Here is a 19,378-nt window from a genome sequence, read left to right on the forward strand (position 1 = left end):
GGCGGGCGGGGCCTCGGGCTGGGGGGCCTTGGGGTGGGTGGGGTGGGTTAGAGGCGGTAGATGCGGCGGGCGTTGCCGGAGCCGATCATGGAGGCGATCCGGGCGGCGTCGGCGGGGCTCCATTCGCCGTCGTCCAGGCGCTCCTTGAGGGCGCGGGCGAGGCCGAGGCGGAAGTAGACGGCCGAGAGCAGGCAGGTCTCGGCGACGCCCCGGGTGCCCGACCCGTACAGGATCTTGTGGAAGGGGGCGAGTTCGAGCAGGTCGGCGAGGATGCGGCCGGAGCCGGAGGCGGTGCGGGCGAGGGCGGGGCCGGCGTCGAGGTAGACGTGCGGGAAGACGTGCGCGAGGTGGCCGGCGTGCCGCTGGTAGGGGTAGCAGTTGAGGAGGACGATCGGCACCCCGGTGGGCTGGAGGGCTCGGATGAAGCCGGTGAGCGCGGCCGGGTCGGCACCGCATAGGGGGGTGCCGGCGTCGGCGGCGCCGGTGTGGAACTGCAGGGGCAGGCCGCGTTCGCGGGCCAGGTCGGCGGCGGTCCAGAGCAGGTGGCGCAGCAGCACCGGCTCGGTGAGCGGCTGCTTGGGGTCGGACAGGCGGCGGTTGGCGGCGGCGATGACGGAGCCGCGGCTGGGCCGGGCGGGTTCGAAGGCGAGGCCGAGGCGGGCGGCGGCGGTCGTCTTGAGCCCGACGGCGCGGCCGGCGCGGGCGGCGAGCTCGTCGGCGAGGCTGTCGAGGTAGTCGAGGGCGACGCTCGCGGTCTCGGCGACGTCCTGTTCGACGTGTTCGACGCGGAGGATCTCGTCGGCGGCGGCGGCGCCGGCGCGGCCCATCTCGCCGGCGGTGAGCAGGCCGAGGTTCTCGGCGCCGCTCTCGACGAGGAAGGCGACGATGCCGGCGGCGCGCAGGAGCAGCCGGTTGGCCTCGGCGGGCCCGAGCTCGGCCCGGCGGGCGAGGTAGAGGGAGGGGGCGGCGTGCGGTTCGAGGCCGAGAACGGGGGCGCACCAGCGGCGGATGGCGGCGCCGGCGGGGGTGTCGAAGTGGGTGGTGCCGGGCGGCGCGGGGCTGGTGTCGTCGTTGATCAGCAGCTCGAAGCGGGCCCGGGACAGCTCGTCGCGGCGCACCCCGTGGCAGGCGTGGTCGACGAGCGGGGCGAGCAGGGCCTCACGCACCGTGTCCGGCAGGTCTACGGGGAGCATGCGGGGAACTCTAGGCGTTCTCCGCACGCCCCCGTGGACGTTTTACCGACGAAAGGGCCTCACCTGCGGGAAAGCCGCAGCACGTTGGCGATGATCTTCGCGCCCGCGCCCCCTTCGGCGGTGAGGATGGACTCGGGGTGGAACTGGACGGCGAAGCGGCGGTTGGCGGTGTCCTCCAGGGCCATCACGTTGCCGTCGGGGGTGACGGCGGTGGCGGTGAAGCCGACGACGCCGGGCACCTTGGCGTGCAGCGAGTGGTAGCGGGCCGCGGTGAACTCCTCGGGGAGCCCGTCGAGCAGGGCGCTGCCGCCGAGCCGGGAGACGCGGCCGCGCTTGCCGTGCTCGGGGTAGTCGAGCAGTTCGAGGGAGCCGCCGGCGTGCTCGACCATGGCCTGCAGGCCGAGGCAGACGCCGAAGACGGGCAGGTCGCGCGCGTAGATCTGGTCGATCAGCGCCGACATGCCGAAGTCGGTGGGCCAGCCGGGGCCGGGCGAGAGCACGACGAGGTCGGGCCCGATCTCGTCGATCATGGCGGGCGGGAAGCCGTGGCGCAGGGTGACGACGTGGGCGCCGTCCTGCCGGAAGTAGTCGGCGAGGGTGTTGACGAAGGAGTCCTCGTGGTCGACGAGCAGCACCTTCATGCCCTGGCCCGGCTGCGGCCTGGGCTCGGCGACCGGTTCGGCGCCGGGCCGGTTGACGGCGGCGAGCGCGCCGAGCAGGGCGCTGGCCTTGAGCTCGGTCTCGCGCTCCTCGGCCTCGGGGTCGGAGTCGAACAGCAGTGTGGCGCCGGCCCTGACGATGGCGATGCCGTCCTTTATCTGGGCGGTGCGCAGGGTGAGGCCGGTGTTCATGGAGCCGTCGAAGCCGATGAAGCCGATGGCGCCGCCGTACCAGCGGCGGGTGGTGGCCTCGTGGTCCTCGATGAACTGCATGGCCCAGGTCTTGGGCGCGCCGGTGACGGTGACGGCCCACATGTGGGTGAGGAAGGCGTCGAGCGCGTCGAACTCGGGGCGCAGCCTGCCCTCGATGTGGTCGACCGTGTGGATGAGGCGGGAGTAGAGCTCGATCTGGCGGCGGCCGATGACGTTGACGGTGCCGGGGACGCAGATGCGCGACTTGTCGTTGCGGTCGACGTCGGTGCACATGGTCAGCTCCGACTCCTCCTTGACGCTGGACAGGAGGGTGCGGATCGCCTCGGCGTCCTCGACCGGGTTGCTGCCGCGGGCGATGGTGCCGGAGATGGGGCAGGTCTCGACGCGGTCGCCGCTGACGCGCACGTACATCTCGGGTGAGGCGCCGACGAGGTGCTCGCCCTCGCCGAGGCTGATGATGAACTCGTACGGGGCGGGGTTGCTCTTGCGCAGGCCGCGGTAGAAGGCGGCGGGGTCGGTGCAGGTGGCGTGGAAGATCTGGCCGGGCACGACCTCGAACAGGTCGCCGCGCTTGAAACGTTCCTTGGCGGCGGCGACGACCTTGGCGTACTCGCCCTTGACGGGGTCGGGGGGCAGTTCGCCCGGGGCGACGGCGGGCGTGGTCTCGCCGGTGCGCTCCAGGCCGCGGGTGGTGGCGCCGTCTACGGTGAACTCGTAGCGCAGCTCGCGGCAGGTCTCGCGCTGCCGGTCGATGACGACGAGCCGGTCGGGCAGGTGCAGGACGAGGTCGCGCTGGTCGTCGGGGCGGACGAGCTGCTGCCTGATGGGCTCGAACTGGAAGGCCAGGTCGTAGCCGAAGGCGCCGTAGAGGCCGAGGTGCGGGTCGTCGCCCTTGAAGGCGGCGATGACCTCGCGGATGGCGGTGAAGACGGTGGGGCGGCGGCTGCGCATCTCCTCGGGCAGCAGGTCCTCCGACTCGGGGACGTGCACCTGGACGAGGTCGGCGGTGGGCTCCTCGACGGGCTTGCCCGCGGCGAGCAGGCAGGAGGCGACGGCGGGCAGCACGACGCGGCCGCGCTCGTTGAGCGCCCTGGCCGAGATGACGCGGCCCTTGGCGACGAGCTCCAGGCAGGGGTCGACGTAGCCGAAGGCCCATCGGCTGTAGCGGCCCGGGTAGTCCATGCCCGAGGAGAAGGCGCCGCCGCGCCGCTCGCCGAGGGCCGTCACGATCTCTTCGAGCGCGTCCTCGGACACCTCGCGCACTTCGCGCTCGACGCCGACGCCCCCGGCGGTGGTATATCCGCTCGTCTCCACTGCTGCCCCTTTGAATGTCACAAGCCCCGGGGCGAACACGACAAAGGCCGCCAACCGGGGCGGCCGTCCGTTTGAGGTATGCGAATCCCGCGCCGCCTAGGAGCGGCGCCACCACTGAAGCCGGGCGCGATTTCGCATGGGGAACAGGCTACTCCGTCCCATCAAGATCGCGCAATGCGACACGCCTTGCATTTACAATACAGTGTTGTACTGTATTGGAATGATCGGCACGCTGCCCACCACCCGGACCAGCCCGTTCGACCCGCCCGAGGCGCTGGCGGAGATCCGCGCCGAGCGGCCCGTCACGCGGCTGGCCTACCCCGACGGCCACGAGGGCTGGCTCGTCACCGGCCACGCGCAGGCCCGCGCCGTGCTGGCCGACCCGCGCTTCAGCTCGCGGCCCGAGCTGCGCCACCACCCCGTCCCCGGCCCGGCCGCCGGCGGGACGGGACAGCCCTCGCCGCCCGGCATGTTCACCTCCATGGACCCGCCCGACCACACCCGCTACCGCCGCCTGCTCACCGGCCAGTTCACCGTGCGCCGCATGCGGCAGCTCACCGGCCGCACCGAGGAGCTCGCGACCGGCCTGCTGGACGCGATGGAGGCCGGCGGCAAGGAGGCCGACCTGGTGTCGGCGTTCGCCGGGCCGCTGCCCGCCCTGGTGATCTGCGAGCTGCTCGGCGTGCCCGATTCCGGGCGCGACCGCTTCCAGCGGCAGGCCCGCGCGCTGTCCAGCCTGGAGGTGACGCGGGAGGAGCAGGTCGCCGCCTACCTGGAGCTGCGCGAGATGATGCGCGAGCTGGTCACGGCCAAGCGGGCGGCGCCGGCCGACGACCTGCTCAGCGGGCTGACGGCCGGCGACCTGACCGACGACGAGCTGGCCGGCGTCGGCTTCACGCTGCTCGGCGCCGGGCTCGACACGACCGCCAACCAGCTCACGCTCGGCGTGTTCGCGCTGCTGTCCGACCCCGATGCCGCACGCGCGCGGGCACTGCGCACGAACCCGGCGGAGGTCGTCGAGGAGCTGCTGCGCTACCTGAGCGTCATCCCGTTCCTGCTGCGGGTGGCGCTGGAGGACGTCGAGCTGGACGGCCACACGATCAGGGCCGGGGAGACGGTGACGGTGTCGATCCAGGCGGCCAACCGCGACCCGCTCCGCTTCGCCGAGCCCGACCTGCTCGACCTGGGCCGCGCGGCGGGCGGCCATCTGGCGTTCGGGCACGGCATCCACCAGTGCCTGGGCCAGCAGCTCGCCCGCGTCGAGCTGCTGGCGGGCCTGCCGGCGCTGTTCGAGCGCTTCCCCGGGCTGCGCCTGGCGGTGGCCCCGGAGCGGGTGCCGCTGCGCACCGACATGCTCATCTACGGCGTCCACGCGCTCCCGGTGACGTGGGAGTGAGCGGCGTCCAGCGGCCGGCCGGGCGGCCGCGCAGCCAGGAGGCCGACGCCGCCATCCTCGCCGCCGCGCTCGACCTGCTCATCGAGCGCGGCGCGGGCGAGACGAGCATCGAACGGGTGGCCCAGCAGGCAGGCGTCACCCGGGCCACGGTCTACCGGCGCTTCCCCGGCAAGACCGAGCTGCTGGTCCGGGCGATCGTGGCGGCCCACCACGACGAGGAGCCGCCGCCCGAGTGGCGCGACGTCGACCACATGCTGACCGACTGGGCGGCCTACCTGTCGGTGCCGCGCCACCGCCGCCTGCTGCGCCGCCTGTACGGGTCGGTGGACGACTACCCGGAGCTGCTGTCGGCCTACCTGGCGGCCAACGGCGGCCTGCGGGCCTCGGCGGTGCGTGAGACGCTGCGGCGGGCGGCCGAGTCGGGGCGGCTGCCGCCCGAGCGCGACCTGACGGCCGTCCAGCAACTGCTCAACGGGGCGATCCTGCACCACCTGGGCTTTCATCCCGACGGCGGCGAACCAGCCGAGATGAAGGCGTATCTGGTCGGCATGCTGGAACAGGTGGGATACCGGACCACCTGACAGGAGCGCCGTAAGGATCTAGGTTGGGCAGTCATGGAGCGGCCCTTGGCGTGGCGGTCGATCACCGTGATCGCGGTCCTGCTGTCCGGCGTTCTGCTGGCGGTCAGCGGCGGCTACGGCTACCACCGTGACGAGCTGTACTTCCGCGTACTGTCACAGCACCCCGACTGGGGCTACGTCGACCAGCCGCCGCTGACGCCGATGATGGCCCGGCTGGCCATCTGGGCGTTCGGCGACACGCTGACCGCGCTGCGGGTGCCGCCCGCGCTGGCGGTGGCGCTGCTGGTGGTGCTGGTGGCGCTGATCGCCCGCGAGCTCGGCGGCGGGGCGGCGGCGCAGACGATGGCGGCGCTGGGCACGGCGGGCGGCGCGTTCACGCTCATCGCCGGGCACGTGCTGCTGACGCTGAGCTTCGACCTGACGCTGTGGTCGGGCGCGATCCTGTTCGCGCTGCGGGCGCTGCTGCGCGCGGAGCCGCGCTGGTGGCTCGCGGCGGGCGCGGTGATCGGGGTGGCGAGCTACAACAAGCACCTGATCGTGCTGCTCGTGCTGGGGCTGGCGGCCGGACTGGTCATGGCCGGGCCGCGCCGGGTGCTGGCGAGCCCGTGGCTGTGGGCGGGCGCGCTGGTGGCGGCCGTGCTGGCGGCGCCGAACCTGGTCTACCAGATCACCCACGGGTGGCCGCAGCTGGAGATGGCGGCGGCGCTCAGCGAGAACAAGGGCGCGGAGATGCGGGCGCTGTTCGTGCCCATGCAGGTCGTCCTGTTCGGGCCGGTGGTCGCGGTGATGGCGGCGTTCGGGTTCGTGCGGCTGTGGCGTGACCGGCGGGTGCGGGCGCCGGCCGTCGCCTACCCGGTGGCGGCGGGGCTGACGCTGATCAGCGGCGGCCGGTTCGACTACGCGGCGGGGCTGGTCCTGATGCTGTTCGCGGCGGGCTGCGTGGCCGCCGAGGCGGCCGGGCGGCGGCGTGACGCGCTGGTGTCGCTGGGCGTCAACACCGCCGGGTGCGCGCTGTTCGCGCTGCCGCTGATCCCGCTGACGGTGCTGGCCTCGACGCCGGTGCCGGCGGTCAACGAGGTGGCCCGCGAGTCCGTCGGCTGGCCGGAGCTGAACGCCACCGTGACCGACGTCCTGTCCACGCTCACGCCGCAGGAGCGCGCCCGCGCCGTGGTGATCGCCGGCAACTACGGCGAGCACGGCTCGCTCGCCCGGGCGGGCGTCCCGCGCGTGTACGCGGGCCACAACCAGCTCTGGCAGTACGGGCCGCCGCCCGAGAGCGGGGACGTGGCGGTCCTGATGAACATCGGCAGGCGGCTGCGCGACGGGCAGTTCGCCACCTGCGAGGAGAAGGGGCGGGTCGGCAACCGGGCCGGGATCGAGAACGAGGAGGCGGGCATGCGGGTGTGGTTGTGCCGCGGCCTGGAGCGGCCCTGGAGCGCTACCTGGCACAATTGGCGACATTTCAGCTGACCAGATTACATTTCAGAACTTGTCAATTTTTGTTGGAGAATGCCCCTTGCATTCTCAACATCATCTCTTCACTCTTCTCCACAGAGGCGTAAAGATCACCTCTGCACCATCGCGGTGAAGGAGAACTTGTGCCGAGCACCCCCCGCTGGCGTGCGCTCCTGGTGGGAGCGATCGCATCGTTAAGTCTCGTCATCCCGCCCGGCGTGGCCCAGGCCGCCCCGGATCCCGGCAAGATCAGCGACTCCGTCCAGGCCCAGCTCGACGGTGACGGCAAGGCGACGTTCTGGGTGCGCATGAAGGGCGAGGCCGACCTCGGCGCCGCGCGCCGGGCCACCTCCAAGGAGGTCAAGGCCGAGCGCGTCTACGAGGCCAAGACCGCGCGGGCCAGGACGTCCCAGGCCGCCCTGCGCAAGCTGCTGGAGTCCAACGGCGCCGACCACACCCCGTTCTGGATCGTCAACGCGGTCAAGGTGACGGCCGGTCCGAAGCTGGCCGCCGAGATCGCCAAGCTGCCCGAGGTGGACAGGATCGACCCGATCCGCACCGTATCGCTGCCCAAGCCGGTCCCCGGCAAGGCCGAGGTCAAGGTGAACGCGGCCGAGTGGAACGTCGACCGGGTCGGCGCCCCCCGCGTGTGGAGCGAGCTCGGCAACCGCGGCGAGGGCATCGTGGTCGCCAACATCGACAGCGGCGTGCAGTTCGACCACCCGGACCTGGCGGCGGCCTACCGCGGCCGAGCCCCGGACGGCTCGCTGCGGCACGACTACAACTGGTTCGACCCGGGCCGGGTCTGCCCGAGCGCGGCCCCGTGCGACAACAACGGGCACGGCACGCACGTGATGGGCACGATGGTCGGCGCCGGCGGCATCGGCGTGGCCCCGGGCGCCCGGTGGATCGCGGCCAAGGGCTGCGAGACCAACTCCTGCACCGACGCCTCGCTGCTGGCAGCGGGCCAGTGGGTCCTCGCGCCGACGGACCTGAACGGCGAGAACCCGCGCCCGGACCTGGCGCCGGACATCGTCAACAACTCCTGGGGCGGCGACGGCTTCGACCCCTGGTACAAGGCGACGGTCGAGGCGTGGGTGGCGGCCGGCATCTTCCCCATGTTCGCCAACGGCAACGAGGGCCCGGCCTGCGACACCAGCGGCTCGCCCGGCCAGTACCGGGTCAGCTACAGCGCGGGCGGCTTCGACGTGAACAACGCGCTGTACACGAACTCCAGCAAGGGCGAGGGCGAGGACGGCGAGATCAAGCCGAACATCGCGGCCCCGGCGGTCAACGTGCGCTCCTCGGTGCCGGGCGGCTCCTACGCCTCCTACACGGGCACCTCGATGGCCTCGCCGCACGTGGCGGCCACGGTGGCGCTCATCTGGTCGGCGGCGCCGAGCCTCCAGGGTGACGTGGACGCCACCCGGCCGCTGCTCGACAGCACCGCGATCGACGTGGCCGACACCGCCTGCGGCGGCACCGCGGCCGACAACAACATCTGGGGCGAGGGCAGGCTGGACACCTACGCCGCCGTCCAGGCCGCGCCGCAGGACGGCCTCGGCGGGCTGTCGGGCACGGTCACCTCGGGCGGCGCGCCGCTGGCCGGGGTCACGGTGACGACGGACGGCCCGACCTCGCGCAGCGTCGTGACCGGCGCGGACGGCACGTACGCGTTCGTCCGGCTGCTGCCGGGCGACTACCGGGTGAAGGCGGAGAAGTTCGGCTACGACGCCGCCACGGCGACGGCGGCCGTGACCGCCGGCGCGACGGTCACGGCGGACGTGACGCTGGTCCAGCAGGCCACCGGCGTGGTGTCGGGCGTCGTGAGCACCGCCGGCACGCCCGAGCCCGGCGCCCGCGTGGCGGCCAGGGGGACCCCGCTGAGCGCGGTGTCCGACTCCTCGGGCCGCTACGAGCTGACGCTGCCGCACGGCGAGCACGTGCTGGAGGTCACGCCGTCCTCGCGCTGCGCGAGCCCCGCGACGGCGGCCGTCACGGTGTCCGGGGACGTGACCGAGGACGTCGAGCTGCCGTTGCGCGGCGACGACTTCGGCTACACCTGCCGCAGCGCCCCGGCGCCCTATGTGGCGGGCACCGACAAGCTGGCGCTCACCGGCGACGACGAGGCGCTCCAGGTGACGCTGCCGTTCGCGGTCCCGTTCTACGGCGCCGGCCAGAGCCGGGCGTGGGTGGCGACCAACGGGTTCGTCACGTTCGCGGCCGACCGGGTGGTGGCGGCGGGCAACAGCAGGCTGCCCGCGACGGCCACGCCGAACAACGCCGTCTTCCCGTTCTGGGACGACTTCGTGGTGGACGCGCAGGCCGGCGTCTACACGGGCGTCACCGGGACGGCGCCGCACCGGCAGTTCGTGGTCGAGTGGCGCAACGTCCGCTTCTACGCCGACGCCACGCAGCGGGTGTCGTTCGCGGCGCTGCTCGGCGAGGACGGCACGGTGAGCTACCGGTACAAGGACGTCGAGAGCGAGCGCGACCAGGGCGCGGCGGGGACCGTCGGCATCGAGAACGCGGCCGGCGACGACGCGCTGCAGTACCTCTACGAGGAGCCGGCGCTGGCCACCGGTCAGGGCCTGACGTTCAGCGCCTCCCGCCACGGCCTGGTGACGGGCGTGGTCACCGACGCCAACGACGGCGACCCGCTGCCGGGCGCGACCGTCAAGGTGGGCGACGTGGCGACGTTCACCACGGGCGCCGACGGCGGCTTCTACGGCCAGCTCCTGGCGGGCGACTACGAGGTGGTCGTGTCCAAGGAGCACTACGGCACCTTCACCCAGGCGGTCACCGTCGCCCCGGCCACGGTGACCCAGGTGGACACGGCGCTGGTGACGGGCCGGGTGGCCGCCTCGACGGCCGAGGTCACGGTGGTGATGCCGGCGGACGCGAGCAGGGAGCGGACGCTGGAGCTGACGAACCTCGGCTCGCCGACGCCGTACACGGTCACCGCCGACCCGGCGGGCGGCTGGCTCGGCGTCACGCCGGCCTCCGGCGAGCTGGCCAAGGGGCAGAAGGCGACGCTGGAGGTCACGGTGTCGAGCGACGGCGTGGCGGCCGGCACGGCCCGCGCCGGGAAGCTCGTCATCAAGTCCGCCAGCGGCCGGCAGCCGGTCATCGAGGTGACGGTGACGGTCGTGGTGCCCAAGCACCAGGTGGCCGTCGACGTGGGGGCGCGCCGCGCGTCCACCGACGCCGCCGGTGACGCCTGGACGCCCGACGCCCGCTACCGGGAGGGCGGTCACGGGTACGTGGGCAGCGGCACCCGCGAGCGCGACACCCGCAGGACCATCGAGGGCACCGAGGAGCAGACGCTGTTCCGCACGGCCCGCGAGGGCATGCTGGAGTACCGCTTCGACGGGGTGCCGGCCGGCGTCTACACGGTCGAGCTGGACTTCGCCGAGATCCGCGGCATGGACATGGGCCGGCGGGTGTTCGACGTGCTAGTCGAGGGCCAGCTCGCCATCCCGGCGCTCGACCTGGCCCTGGAGGCGGGCACGTACACGGCGGTCAGCAGGCAGTACACGGTCCGCGTCAGCGACGGCCAGCTCAACGTGCGCTTCGCCACCCGGCAGGGGGCGACGATCGTGAACGCGATCCGCGTCTCCGAGCGGCCGGACAAGACCGCGCCGTAATCAGCGCCGTTTACAGCTGATGCCGCCCGGGCTACCACCGCCCGGGCGGCATCTGTTACTGGTGGGTCATGCGACGTGTGCGGATCCATCGCGATCTTCCCGTGGAGATGCCCGACGGCGTGGTGCTGCTCGCCGACCGCTACGAGGCGCCCGGCGGCGGCCCGGCTCCGGTGGTGCTGATCCGCTCGCCGTACGGCAGGCGGGGCGTGTTCGGGTTCGTGTACGGGCGCGGCTTCGCCCGCAACGGCTTCCACGTGGTGATCCAGAGCTGCCGGGGCGGGTTCGGCTCCGGCGGGCAGCTCGACCCGCTGGGCGACGAGCGGGACGACGGCCTGGCCACGCTTGACTGGCTGCGCGGGCAGCCGTGGTACGGCGGGTCGCTGGCCATGTTCGGCCCCTCCTACCTGGGCTACACGCAGTGGGCGGTGGCGGCCGAGGCCGGGCCCGAGCTGAAGGCGATGGCCACGCAGATCACCGCCTCCCAGTTCCGCGACGCCGCCTATGTGGGCGGGGCGTTCGCGCTGGAGTCGGCGCTGAGCTGGACGACGCTGACGGACGCGATGTCGCGCCGGTTCGGCGGGGCGGCGGCGCCGCTGACGGCTCCCCGGCTGACGCGCCGGGCCGTGCTGTCGGGGCTGTCGGGGCGGCCGGTGTCCGAGCTGGACCTGGCCTCGGCGGGCCGCCCGCTGCGCTTCTACCGGGACCTGCTGGCCCATCACGCCGACCCGGCCGTGCCGTACTGGGACAAGCGTGACTTCTCCCCTCGGGTGGGTGAGGTGGAGGCGGCGGTCACCATGCTCGGCGGGTGGTACGACGTGTTCCTGCCGTGGCAGCTCAAGGACTACCTGGCGCTGCGGGCGGCGGGGCGGCGGCCGCAGCTGACGATCGGGCCGTGGTGGCACGTGGACGCACGGCACGGGCGGGTGGCGCTGGCCGAGTCGCTGGCCTGGTTCCGGGCGCACCTGCTCGGCGACCCGTCGGGGCTGCGCGAGCAGCCGGTGCGGCTGTACGTGACGGGGGCCGGGGAGTGGCGCGACTATCCCGACTGGCCGGTGCCGGGCTCGCGGCAGGTGCGCTGGCACCTGCGCGAGGACGGCGGGCTGGAGCGGGAGCCGCCGCGCGCGGGCGGGGCGGACCGCTTCCGCTACCACCCGGACCATCCCACGCCGGTGATCGGCGGGCCGGTGCTGCTGGCCGACTCCCGGCCGCGCGACCAGCGGCGCCTGGAGGCGCGGCGCGACGTGCTCGTCTACTCCTCGGCGGAGCTGGAGTCGGACGTGGAGGCGATCGGGCCGGTCTCGGCCGAGCTGTTCGTCCGGTCCAGCACGCCGTACGTGGACGTGGTGGTGCGGGTGTGCGACGTGCGTCCGGGCGGGAAGTCCATGAACGTGTGCGAGGGCGTGCGGAGGCTGCGGCCGGAGCTGCCTGATAATTCGGAAATGCCCGATAAAGTGGGCGATGTGCGGAGAGTGCTGGTGGATCTGTGGCCGGTGGGCCACCGGTTCCGGCGCGGCCACCGCATCCGGGTCCACGTGGCCGCCGGCGCGTACCCGACGATCGCCCGCAACCCGGGCACCGGGCGGCCGCTCGGCGAGGGCGGGCCGATGGTGGCCGCCGACGTCGAGGTGTTCCGCTCCCCCGCGCACCCGTCCGCCGTGATCCTCCCGCTGTGCGCGCCGCTCGGCTGATGTCGCTGGTCCTGCTGCTGCAGGGCCGGGGCGGGATGACGGCGGCGGAGCTGGCGCGCGAGCTGGAGGTGTCGGAGCGGACCGTGCACCGCGACGTGCTGGCGCTGTCGGAGGCGGGCGTCCCGGTCTACGCCGACCGGGGGCGCGGCGGCGGCTACCGGCTGCTGGAGGGCTACCGCACCCGGCTGACGGGGCTGGACCGGGCCGAGGCCGAGGCGCTGTTCCTGTCGGGGGTGCCGGCGGCGCTGCGCGAGATGGGGCTGCAGGAGGTGGCCGCGACGGCCCGGCTCAAGGCCGCCGCCGCGCTCGCCCCCGGCCTGCGCGACGCCCCCGCGACCGCCGCGCAGCGCTTCCACCTGGACGCGCCGGGCTGGTTCGCCTCCGCCGACCCGCCGCCCGGCGCGCTCGCGCCGCTGGCCAGGGCCGTGTGGAACGACCGCACGGTGAGCGCGTCGTACCAGGAACGGGTGCGCGCGCTGGAGCCGTACGGGCTGGTGCTGAAGGCGGGCTCCTGGTACCTGGCCGCGCGCTCGCGCGGCCGGTTCCTCGTCTACCGGGTGGACCGGTTCGGCGGCGTCGAGCAGGACGGCGGCCGGTTCGACCGCGACCCCGGCTTCGACCTGGCCGCGTTCTGGGCCGCGCGGTCCGCCGAGTTCACCCGGTCGCTGCTGCGCGAGGAGATCACGCTGCGGCTGAGCCCGCTCGGGGTGCGGATGCTGCGGCACGTCGCCGACCCGGCGGCGCTGCCCGGCGCGCTCGCCTCGCTGCGGCCCGACGGCACCGTGCGGCTGGCCGTCGAGTCGGTCGAGGTGGCGTTCTCGCAGGTGCTGCGGTTCGGGCCGGAGGCCGAGGTGCTGGGCCCGCCGGAGCTGCGGGCCCTGGTCGCCGCCGCGGCGGCCCGCACGGCGGAGCTCTACCGCGCGGACCCCGGCCGGTAGGGCCGGGCAGGACCGCTACCGGTAGTCCTCGGGGGCCGCGTCCTTGCCGCCCTCGCGCACCTCGGCGATGTAGCGCCACACCTGCGGCCTGCTGCCGTCGACGTCGGTGAACCCGTACGCCAGCGCCAGCTCCTCGCTGGAGACCGACCGGCCCGACCAGCGGCCCCGGCCGGGGTCGGCGGCCAGCGCGGCGACCGCGCGGCCCGCGTACGCCGGAGTCTCCGACACCCCGAACGTGGGATTCCCGGCGACGGCGTCGCGCCAGGTCTCCTCGGTGACGCCGAAGTTCTCCAGCATGGCCTCCGAGCGCAGGAAGCCGGGCGTGAGCGCCACCGCCGTGCCGCCGTGCGGGCGCAGCTCCTCGGCCTGCGCGTACGCCAGCCGGTTGACGGCCGTCTTCGCCAGGTCGTAGAAGATCGACTCGCGGTAGCGGGTGGCGTTGAAGTCGCTGGTGCCGTCGGTCACCTCCACGACCAGGCCGCCCTCGTTGCGGATGAGCAGCGGCAGCAGGTGGTGGCTGGTGATGAGGTGGGTGTCGACGGCCAGCCGGAGCAGGCGCAGGCCCTTGTCCAGGTCGTGCTCCCAGACGGGGGTGTGCCACTGCCACAGCGCGTCGGCGCCCCAGACGTCGTTGACGAGCACGTCCAGCCTGCCCTGCTCGCGGTCGATCCGCTCGGCCAGCGCCCTGACCTGGGCCGGGTCCAGATGGTCGACGCGGACCGGGATGCCGGTGCCGCCGGCGGCGCTCACCCGCTCGGCGGTCTCCTCGATGGTCTCCGGCCGGTTCATCTCCGAGCGTCCCTCGCGCGTGGACCTGCCGGTGCAGTAGACGGTCGCGCCGGCGGCGCCCAGTTCGACCGCGATGCCCCGTCCTGTGCCGCGGGTCGCGCCCGCCACCAAAGCAATCATGCGGCCACCCTGTTCCGGTAAGAGGACATCCCCTGTCATGTTTTCCCCGTTCGTCGCGGGGAGCCGACCATTCGCCGATCGGTGACCTGACCCGATTTCCGGGCGTGGTTAATGTGCCGGGCAGAGCCGCGGCACGGGCTTCGTCGCGGCCCGGTGGCGGCGGCCGGCCTAGACCCGGACTTTCTACGCTAAATCGTGATAAAGGTGACGTTGGGGTTAATATCCCCGCAGCGTTACTCTCCCACCACTGACCGCGAGTCACGGGCCCGGTCACCGCGCCCCTGGCTCCTGACGTGGACACGGGAGACACCGATGACCACCCCCCGAGACGCCGAGCCGCGGACCGACCGCAGCCCGTGGAACTGGCTGCTGTTCGTGCCGATCGTGCTGCCGCTGCTGACGTTCCTGTTCAACGCGGACGAGCCCCGCCTGCTCGGCTTCCCCCTGTTCTACTGGCTGCAGATCGCCTTCATCGCCGTCGGCGTCGGCTGCACCACGCTCGTCTACCGGATGACCAAGTGAGCGCGCACACGACCGAACTGGTCGTCTTCACGCTGCTGTTCCTGCTCGTGAGCGGCATGGGCTTCGTCGCCGCCCGATGGCGGCGGCCCGAGAGCATCGAGAGCATCGAGAGCCTCAACGAGTGGGGGCTGGGCGGGCGCAACTTCGGCACCTGGATCACCTGGTTCCTGGTGGGCGGCGACCTCTACACCGCCTACACGTTCGTGGCCGTGCCCGCGCTCATGTTCAGCGCCGGGGCGCTCGGCTTCTACGCGCTGCCGTACACCGTGGTGATCTACCCGCTGGTGTTCCTCGTGCTGGCGCGGATGTGGTCGGTGTCGCACGTGCACGGGTTCGTCACGCCGGCCGACTTCGTCCGGGCCCGGTTCGGCTCGCCGACGCTGGCGCTGCTCATCGCGATCACCGGCCTGGTGGCGACGATGCCGTACATCGCGCTGCAGCTCGTCGGCATCGAGGCGGTGCTCAAGACGATGGGCATCACCGGGCACCTGCCGATCATCATCGCGTTCGCCATCCTGGCGGCCTACACCTACCAGTCGGGGCTGCGCGCCCCGGCGCTGATCGCGTTCGTCAAGGACACGCTGATCTACGTGGTGATCCTGGCGGCCGTCATCTACATCCCGGCCAAGCTGGGCGGCTGGGGGTCGATCTTCGACGCCGCCGCGGCGAAGTTCGCCGCCACGCCCAACCCGGCGGACGGGATCACGCTGAACGCCTCCAACCAGCTCCAGTACATCACGCTGGCCTTCGGGTCGGCGCTGGCGCTGTTCCTGTACCCGCACAGCCTGACCGGCGCCCTGGCGTCAAGGAACCGGGCCGTGATCAAGCGCAACATGTCGGCGCTGCCCGCCTACAGCTTCCTGCTCGGCCTGATCGCGTTGCTCGGCTTCATGGCCATCGCCGCCGGGACCAAGCCGGTCGTGGGCGCCAACGGCAAGGCGGACACGAACACGATCGTGCCCGCGCTGTTCGACCAGATGTTCCCCGACTGGTTCGCGGGCGTCGCCTACGCCGCGATCGGCATCGGCGCGCTCGTGCCCGCCGCGATCATGTCGATCGCCGCGGCGAACCTGTTCACCCGCAACGTCTACCGCGAGTACCTGAACAAGAACGCCACCGACGCCCAGGAGGCCAAGGTCTCCAAGCTGGTGTCGCTGGTCGTCAAGGTGGGCGCGGTGCTGTGCATCCTGATGCTCGACCCGCAGTTCTCCATCGACCTGCAGCTCATCGGCGGCGTCATCATCCTGCAGACGCTGCCGTCGGTCGGGCTGGGCCTCTACACGCGCTGGTTCCACAAGGGCGGGCTGATCGCCGGGTGGGCGGCCGGGCTCGGCGCCGGCCTGTGGATGCTCTACCTGATCCCGAACCCGGCCAGCGGCAAGGCGCACTTCGGCGGATCGGCGTTCTCGCTGGGCAACCTCGGGTTCGACACCAAGATGACGATCTACGCGGGCTTCCTGGCGCTGGCCGTGAACCTGGTCGTGGCGGTGCTGGGGACGTACCTGTTCCGGGCGCTGAAGGTGGCCGACGGCAAGGACGCGACGGCGCGGAGCGACTACTTCGCCGACGAGGGCGACCCGAAGGTCAAGCCGATGGACCTGACCGGGACGCACTGACCCGGCGGCCGGCCCCGCGCTCGGGGACGGCGGCGGCGAGCGCCTCTTCGGGGGTCAGCTCGCCGCCGCGCCGGTGGGCGGCCCGGTAGGCGTCCTCGGTCAGGTGCCGGCGGATCGACGCGGTGATCCGGTCGACGTCGCCCCGCTCGGCGGGCGGCAGCGGCATCCCCACGGAGTCCCTGGCGGCGTGCGCGGCGCCGAGCAGCACGGCCGCGCCCGTGTGGCGTCCGGCGAGGGCCTGGGCCCCGGCCAGGCCCTCCAGGGCCAGCGCCAGGGCCCTGGGGTCGCCCGTGGCGCGGGCGGCGGCCCACCCGTCCAGGTGCAGGCGCAGGGCCCGCTCGGCGTCGCCGCGCAGCTCGGCGGCGAAGCCGAGCTCGGCCAGCGCGAGGGCGCGGCCCGGCTCGAAGGCCATCGCGGCCTGCCAGGTCAGCACGTGGCGCATGTGGGTCTCGGCGGCGTCGAGCCGTCCCTCGCGGCGGGCGCCGAGGCCGAGCCCGACCTCGGCGTGGATCTCCCCGGGCTTGAAGCTGTGCTCGGCGGCCAGGCGCATCGCCCGCCGGTGGAGCTCCCGCGCCCGGGCGTGGTCCCCGGTGAGCATGGCGACGTTGCCCAGGCTGGTCAGCCGGTCCGCGGCCTCCGGCCACAGCCCGAGGTCCTCGGCCAGGCGCAGCCCTTCCCGGTGCAGGCGGGCCGCGTGCTCGTAGTCGCCCGCCATCTCGGCCAGCGCGGCGAGCGGTTCGGCGGTCTGCAGCCGCCCCCAGGCGTCGGCGAGCCCGGTGAACAGCTCCGCGCTGCGCCGCCCGTCGCGGGCCAGCCGGTCGAGATCGCCGCGGACATGCGCCTGGTTGGCCCGCACGCTCAGCGCCGCCGCGGTCCCCCAGGTGTCGCCCAGGGCGCCGAACTCCTCCAGCGCCCGGTCGACGAGCTCCTCGCTGGCGGCCTGGTCGCCGACCCCGAACAGGGCGAAGCCGAGGAACCACCGGGCTCTGGCCCGCTCGCCCGGGCCGGTCACGCCGCGCAGGAGCTCCGCGACGTCGCCGTACGGCATCCGCCCGGCGCCGTCGCCGACGAGGGCGGCGAAACCCGCCCGCCACGCCCGGGCCTGTGCACGGGGGGACGCCTCGGCGGCCGGGTCGCGGACGGGCAGGGCGAGCGCCGCGTCCAGGGACCGGCCGGCCGCCCGGAGCCTGCCGCGCAGGAACCAGTACCAGCTCAGCGCGTTGACCAGGGCGAGCGCGTCCCCGGCCGCGCCCCGGCGGACGGCGTCGTCGAGGACGCGCCCGAAGTTGGCGGCCTCCGCGTCCAGCAGGCGCAGCCCGCGCCCCTGCTCGGGGCCGTGCAGCAGCGGCGCGGTCAGGCGGGCCAGGCCGATGTGGTGGGCGCGGTGGCGCCCGCGTACGTCGTCCTCCTCGCCCGCCTCCCGCAGCCGGGCCAGGCCGTAGTCGGCGACCGATTCGAGCAGGCGGTAGCGGGGCCCGTCGGCGTGCTCGGTCATGATGACCAGCGAGCGGTCCACCAGGCGGGCGAGCAGGTCGAGCACGTCCTGCGCGGGCACGCCGGGACCGGCGCAGACGGCCTCGGCCGCCTCCAGCGTGCTGCCGTCGGCGTGCACGGCGAGCCGGCGCAGCACGGCGCGCTCGGGGCCGGTCAGCAGGTCCCAGCTCCAGTCGATCGTGGCCCGGAGCGTCTGCTGGCGGGGCGGCGCGCCCCGGTAGCCGGTGGCGAGCAGCCGGAAGCGGTCGTCGAGGCGGCTGATCAGCCCGCGCACGCCGAGGGCCCGGACCCGGGTGGCGGCCAGTTCGAGGGCGAGCGGGATGCCGTCGAGCCGGCGGCAGATCTCCGCCACGTCGCGGGCGTTGCCGGCGTCGAGCCTGAACCCGGGCGCCGCGGCGGCGGCCCGGGCGACGAACAGCTCGACGGCGCTGGAGCGCGCCAGCGTGCCGGGATCGGGCTCGGCGGCGGGTGCGGGCAGCTCCAGCGGCGGCACGGCCAGGACGACCTCGCCGGGGATGCCCAGCGGCTCCTGGCTGGTGGCCAGGACGCGCAGGCCGGGGGCGCGCCGGAGCAGCAGCGCGGTCAGCTCGGCGACCGCGCCGACGAGGTGCTCGCAGTTGTCGAGGAGCAGCAGCAGCCGCTTGCCGGCCAGTGTTCCGGCCAGGCCGAGCGCGGGCGGGGCGAGCTCGGCCGTGCCCGCGCCCTCGCGGACGCCCAGCGCGGTCATGACGGCCTCGGCGACCCGGGCCACGGCGTCCGGGCCGCCGCCAGGGGTCAGCGGGGCCAGCTCGACCAGCCAGGAGCCGTCGGGGAAGCCGCCGCCGAGCCGGGCCGCCGTCTCCAGCGCGAGCCTGGTCTTGCCGACGCCGCCGGACCCGGTCAGCGTCAGGAGCCGCGCGGCGGCCAGCACGGACGCCGCCTCGCGCACCGCGCCCTCGCGGCCGACGAGCTCGGTCAGCGGAGCGGGCAGGTTCGTCGCGGGGCGGCGGGCGGGGGCGGGCGCCGGGTCGCGTTCCAGCAGGGTCCGGTGCAGGGCGGCGAGCTCGGGCCCGGGGTCCAGGCCCAGCTCGGCGGCGAGCCGGGTGCGCAGCTCCCCGTAGGCGGCCAGCGCCTCGCCCGTGCGCCCGGCGGCGTGCAGCGCGCGCAGGTGGAGGACGTGCACCCGCTCGCGCAGCGGGTGGCGGACGGCGAGCTCGTGCAGTTCCTCGGCAACCTCGAGGTGACGGCCCAGCCTGATCAGGGCGTCGGCGCGGGCCTCCAGGGCGGCCAGGCGGGCCTCCTCGAGCCGGGTGACGACCGGACGGGCGAACGCGGCGTCCGCGTAGCCGGAGAACGCGGCGCCCCGCCACAGTGCGAGCGCGTCGGACAGCAGGCCCGCCCGGGCACCGGGGTCGTCGGTGGCGCGGGCGCGGGCGGTGAGCATCGCGAAGCGGCCCATGTCGACGTCCTCGGGGGCGGTGCGCAGCAGATAGCCGTCGTCGCGCCGCGCCAGGAGGTCGCGGCCGCCCTCCTCGGCGCTCTCCAGCGCCTTGCGCAGCTGCCAGATCCGCGTCTGCAGCGCGGCGGACGGGTCGCCGGGGGCCTCGCCGTCCGCCCACACCTCGCCGGCGAGCCGGTCCGCCGACACGGGACGGCCCTCGTACGCCAGCAGGACGGCCAGCAGCAGGCGGGTCTTGGGGCCGGGCACGGTGACCGGGCTGCCGTCCGCCCGCCACACGCCGAGCGGCCCCAGCACCCCGAATCGCATGAGATC

General features: G+C 74.0%; 12 protein-coding genes. 8 read left to right on the forward strand and 4 right to left on the reverse strand.

The genetic code is table 11. The annotated features are described in order from the left end of the window. Positions 1–47: 47 nt before the first annotated feature. On the reverse strand, positions 48–1,193 hold the full coding sequence (locus tag KME80_RS38690) for an amidohydrolase family protein (RefSeq protein ID WP_219513756.1): 1,146 nt from the start codon (positions 1,191–1,193) through the stop codon (positions 48–50). A gap of 59 nt (positions 1,194–1,252) precedes the next feature. Next, a complete protein-coding gene (locus KME80_RS38695; protein ID WP_219513758.1) occupies positions 1,253–3,379 on the reverse strand; it encodes an anthranilate synthase component I in 2,127 nt (708 codons plus the stop codon). A 220-nt stretch (positions 3,380–3,599) separates the two neighbouring features. Here KME80_RS38695 and KME80_RS38700 point away from each other — a divergent pair, with 220 nt between their 5' ends. The 6 genes from KME80_RS38700 to KME80_RS38725 all read left to right on the forward strand — a co-directional run bounded on the left by KME80_RS38700 (position 3,600) and on the right by KME80_RS38725 (position 13,084). After that, positions 3,600–4,775 carry a cytochrome P450 gene (locus tag KME80_RS38700; protein ID WP_219513772.1) on the forward strand — a complete coding sequence of 392 codons (1,176 nt, stop codon included), beginning with the start codon at positions 3,600–3,602 and terminating at the stop codon, positions 4,773–4,775. After that, positions 4,772–5,356, forward strand: coding sequence for a TetR/AcrR family transcriptional regulator (locus KME80_RS38705; RefSeq protein ID WP_219513774.1), 585 nt, complete (start codon positions 4,772–4,774; stop codon positions 5,354–5,356). Before KME80_RS38700 ends, KME80_RS38705 begins: the two co-directional genes overlap by 4 nt. 33 nt (positions 5,357–5,389) lie before the next feature. Beyond that, positions 5,390–6,826, forward strand: coding sequence for a glycosyltransferase family 39 protein (locus tag KME80_RS38710; protein WP_219513776.1), 1,437 nt, complete (start codon positions 5,390–5,392; stop codon positions 6,824–6,826). Between the two features lie 128 nt (positions 6,827–6,954). After that, positions 6,955–10,458, forward strand: coding sequence for a S8 family serine peptidase (locus KME80_RS38715; RefSeq protein ID WP_219513786.1), 3,504 nt, complete (start codon positions 6,955–6,957; stop codon positions 10,456–10,458). A 68-nt stretch (positions 10,459–10,526) separates the two neighbouring features. After that, a complete protein-coding gene (locus tag KME80_RS38720; RefSeq protein WP_219513788.1) occupies positions 10,527–12,146 on the forward strand; it encodes a CocE/NonD family hydrolase in 1,620 nt (539 codons plus the stop codon). Then, positions 12,128–13,084, forward strand: coding sequence for a helix-turn-helix transcriptional regulator (locus tag KME80_RS38725; protein ID WP_219513790.1), 957 nt, complete (start codon positions 12,128–12,130; stop codon positions 13,082–13,084). The genes KME80_RS38720 and KME80_RS38725 overlap by 19 nt, the downstream gene beginning before the upstream one ends. Positions 13,085–13,099: 15 nt before the next feature. Here the strand turns inward: KME80_RS38725 and KME80_RS38730 are convergent, their stop codons facing one another. After that, the gene (locus tag KME80_RS38730) at positions 13,100–13,993 is read right to left on the reverse strand and encodes an SDR family oxidoreductase (RefSeq protein WP_219513797.1); all 894 of its coding nucleotides are present in this window, start codon (positions 13,991–13,993) and stop codon (positions 13,100–13,102) included. A 312-nt stretch (positions 13,994–14,305) separates the two neighbouring features. Here KME80_RS38730 and KME80_RS38735 point away from each other — a divergent pair, with 312 nt between their 5' ends. Next, positions 14,306–14,515, forward strand: a complete 210-nt coding sequence (locus KME80_RS38735; protein ID WP_219513799.1) for a DUF3311 domain-containing protein — start codon at positions 14,306–14,308, stop codon at positions 14,513–14,515. Further along, on the forward strand, positions 14,512–16,131 hold the full coding sequence (gene mctP / locus KME80_RS38740) for a monocarboxylate uptake permease MctP (protein WP_308126102.1): 1,620 nt from the start codon (positions 14,512–14,514) through the stop codon (positions 16,129–16,131). The genes KME80_RS38735 and mctP overlap by 4 nt, the downstream gene beginning before the upstream one ends. On the opposite strand, the gene KME80_RS38745 is transcribed toward mctP, so the two are convergent. Then, positions 16,100–19,372, reverse strand: coding sequence for an AfsR/SARP family transcriptional regulator (locus KME80_RS38745; RefSeq protein ID WP_219513808.1), 3,273 nt, complete (start codon positions 19,370–19,372; stop codon positions 16,100–16,102). The genes mctP and KME80_RS38745 overlap by 32 nt on opposite strands. Positions 19,373–19,378 lie beyond the last annotated feature (6 nt).

It is taken from the genome of Nonomuraea ceibae (assembly GCF_019396325.1).
In the GTDB taxonomy this organism is placed as follows: domain Bacteria; phylum Actinomycetota; class Actinomycetes; order Streptosporangiales; family Streptosporangiaceae; genus Nonomuraea; species Nonomuraea ceibae.

Bases quoted from the DNA above. Each gene is read 5' to 3' on its own strand.
- KME80_RS38690 (WP_219513756.1), bottom strand. From the start codon at position 1,193: ATGCTCCCCGTAGACCTGCCGGACACGGTGCGTGAGGCCCTGCTCGCC.
- KME80_RS38700 (WP_219513772.1), top strand. From the start codon at position 3,600: ATGATCGGCACGCTGCCCACCACCCGGACCAGCCCGTTCGACCCGCCC.
- KME80_RS38710 (WP_219513776.1), top strand. From the start codon at position 5,390: ATGGAGCGGCCCTTGGCGTGGCGGTCGATCACCGTGATCGCGGTCCTG.
- KME80_RS38720 (WP_219513788.1), top strand. From the start codon at position 10,527: ATGCGACGTGTGCGGATCCATCGCGATCTTCCCGTGGAGATGCCCGAC.
- KME80_RS38730 (WP_219513797.1), bottom strand. From the start codon at position 13,993: ATGATTGCTTTGGTGGCGGGCGCGACCCGCGGCACAGGACGGGGCATC.
- KME80_RS38735 (WP_219513799.1), top strand. From the start codon at position 14,306: ATGACCACCCCCCGAGACGCCGAGCCGCGGACCGACCGCAGCCCGTGG.
- KME80_RS38745 (WP_219513808.1), bottom strand. From the start codon at position 19,372: ATGCGATTCGGGGTGCTGGGGCCGCTCGGCGTGTGGCGGGCGGACGGC.